Here is a 3,099-nt window from a genome sequence, read left to right as displayed (position 1 = left end):
CGTTTCTTTTTATGACTGCCGCTCCTTCGTTCACATTGTATTTACTGCGTTCATCAGTCGCTTCGCTCGTGTCAGGACTCCGCGTCTCCTTGGCGGAGCCGCTCCGCTCAAGATGACAGCATGCGAACGGGGACCTTACAACCCAAAGATTGACGTGTGACACAGCACTACTACTCTGTCAATCTTGAATGATTGGGTTCAGATGCGTAGTTTCCTATGCCTCTCCAGGAGGAAGGAATCATAGTGCGCTCTTATGACGTCCCCCTCAGAGGAGGGGGGATTCAGGGGGAGGGATCCCAGGCGCTCAAACCACCTGTGACACAGCACAACCTGTTTCACCAGACCCCAACACACCCATGACTCGTTCTCTCTGGACCACCGCCCTCGCGCTGCTTCTCATTGCGGGCGGTACGCTTGCCTTTCACGCCGAGCCGGTCGACGACCCGGAGGTGGATGCACCTGCCCCCGACTTCACCCTGACCGACACGAACGGCAACGAGCACAGTCTCTCCGATTTCGAAGGAGAGTATGTGGTGCTCGAATGGCTGAACTTCGACTGCCCGTTTGTGGGCAAGTTCTATGGAAGCGGCGAGATGCCGCGCCTCCAGGAAACGTATCGCGAGGACGGCGTGGTGTGGCTCTCGGTCGTGTCGTCGGCCCCCGGCACACAGGGCCACTTTCCGCCTGACGAAATGAACGCGCGTAACGAGGAAGAGGGCGGTCAGCAAGACGCCATCCTGATGGACCCAGAGGGCACGGTCGGCCAGATGTACGGCGCACAGACGACGCCGCACATGTATGTTATTAACCCTGAAGGTACGCTCATCTACAAGGGCGGCATCGACAGCATTGAATCCACGAATGTAGACGACATTGACGAGGCCACGAACTACGTGGTGGAGGCGCTCGACGCGGCGATGAATGGGGAGGAAGTGCCTACCAAGACCGCACCGCCCTACGGCTGCTCGGTGAAGTATGCGGGGTAGTACCGAACCCTGCAAACGGATTCGGGGGTGGAGGTATGGACGTGTGGAGGTATGGACGGGGCGTATCGAGGCAACGTACGCACCTCTATTCTGGCAGCCCACGATGTCTGAACGAAGCATACAGAGTTCGTATCAAACGCCCGTACGTTTCGTAGAACGCGGTAGGGACACGGCGCGCCGTGGTACGTGTTTAGCGACGTGAACGTCCAGGGGATATGCAGTGCCGATGGCCTTCACCCCACAGATTGCCGGGGACGCAAGCGGTGCCGACAGTGGTCGGCACAGGGTACCCGGCTATGGGTTTCCTTAGCCCGGGATCAGTATTCCGACAGCTGTCGGAAGAATATCCCGGGCGATCATTGAGGCCCGCTAAACAGATACACGCCGTGTCCCTACTGCTCTGTCAATCCTCATTTTGATGGTTGCCCTGCAATCACCCTCCCACGAAGCCTGTCATGGTGAGCGCAGTCGAACCATCTCCTTGGTGTTGAGAAGATACGGTGGGACAGAGGCCCTGCCAACCTTGGGGGAGATCTTTATTCACTGCGTTCATCAGTCGCTTCGCTCGTGTCAGGACTCCGCTTCGCTCCGCTCAAGATGACAGCATACGAACGGGGACCTTACAACCCAAAAATTGACGTGTGACACAGCACTACGGTGTTTGGTACCAGGGCGTTACCGCTCCACCTGTTCGTCGAGGTTGTAGCGCTTGCGTTTGTCCCACAGCGTTTTTTTGGAGATGCCCAGTGAATCCGCAATACTGGCGTAGCTTTCATCGCGGGTTTGGAGGGTGCGCAGGATGTACGCCTTCTCCAAATCCTCGATGGTACGCCCGAGCGGAAACTGAAACGCACCCGCTGTGCCGTGCACATCGCCAATCTGACTGGGCGGAGCCAGCGTCAGGTCCTCGGCAGTGATGCGCGTGTCCTGTGCAAAGATCATGGCGCGCTCCAGCACGTTGCGCAGCTCACGCACGTTGCCGGGCCACATATGATCGAGCATCTTAGCTTCGGCGTCCTCGGTGAACCCCTGCACATTGCGCTTGAGCTCGTTGTTGAAACGCTCGATCAGCGAATCCGCAATGATGAGAACATCGCGATCCATGTGGCGCAGCGCAGGCATCTTCACGTTCACCACGTTGATGCGGAAGAAGAGGTCTTTGCGGAAGGTTTTATCCTTCACGCTGCTCTCCAGGTCGGCGTTTGTGGCGCAGAGCACGCGCGTATTTACGGTGCGGTCTTCAACACCACCCAGCCGCCGGAACGTGCGGCTCTCCAGAAAGGAGAGCAGCTTCGCCTGTAGGGCCAGACTCATCGAGTCGATTTCGTCAAGGAAGAGCGTGCCGCCGTCGGCAATCTCGAACATGCCCGGCTTGGCGTTGCTGGCATCGGTAAAGGCGCCCTTCTCGTAGCCAAAGAGCTCGGCTTCGAGCAGATTGTCGGGCAGCGCCGCGCAGTTGATCTCGGTAAACGCCTCGCGCGAGCGAGCCGAGTTGTAGTGCAGCGTCTGCGCCGCCAGGTTCTTGCCCGTGCCCGTTTCGCCCGAGAAAAGCACCGTGGTGTTTGAGGCGCCCGTTAGCGTCTGAATCGTTTCGCGCACCTGCACGATGGGATCACTCTCGCCCAGAATGCCCGAAATGGGATACTCGGCCTGCTGCTTCTCCTTAATCTCGTCCAGCTCCTGCTGCGCGCCATACAGGTCGATGGCCTTTTCGAGCAGCGCCCGCATCTCTTCCAGGTTCACCGGCTTCTGCAAGTAGTGAAAGGCCCCCTGCCGCATGGCCTCGACCGCCGTTTGCACCGACGAATGCGCCGTCATGATGATAACAGGCGCCGTGATGTTGCGCTCATTGAGCGCGTCCAGCAGCTCAACCCCCGTCATCTCGGGCATCATCATATCGGCGAGAATCACATCGGGCGGCTGCTCGTCGTCTATTTCACCGAGCATACGTACAGGATTCACAAACGCCTCGACCTGATACCCGTCGCGTCCCAGTACATTGGTAAATAACGTTCCAATTTTAGGTTCGTCGTCGACAATAAAGACACGTTTTTGCATGACAACAGTCGGATTAAGGAAAGAAAAGACACCAGGATAGAATTAACGACCTGAT

At 57.8% G+C, this 3,099-nt stretch carries 2 protein-coding genes; one reads left to right on the top strand and one right to left on the bottom strand.

Annotated elements, in window-relative coordinates; genetic code table 11:
* The first annotated feature begins 356 nt into the window (after positions 1–356).
* On the top strand, positions 357–986 hold the full coding sequence (locus R6U20_RS11075; RefSeq protein WP_410337919.1) for a thioredoxin family protein: 630 nt from the start codon (positions 357–359) through the stop codon (positions 984–986).
* Between the two features lie 675 nt (positions 987–1,661).
* Here the strand turns inward: R6U20_RS11075 and R6U20_RS11070 are convergent.
* A complete protein-coding gene (locus R6U20_RS11070) occupies positions 1,662–3,044 on the bottom strand; it encodes a sigma-54-dependent transcriptional regulator (RefSeq protein ID WP_410337918.1) in 1,383 nt (460 codons plus the stop codon).
* Positions 3,045–3,099: the final 55 nt, after the last annotated feature.

The organism is Longimonas sp., from assembly GCF_046498435.1.
Taxonomy (GTDB): Bacteria; Bacteroidota; Rhodothermia; order Rhodothermales; family Salinibacteraceae; genus Longimonas.
Note: the sequence above shows the minus strand (reverse complement) of the source record. Positions and strands in the feature narration are given on the sequence as shown.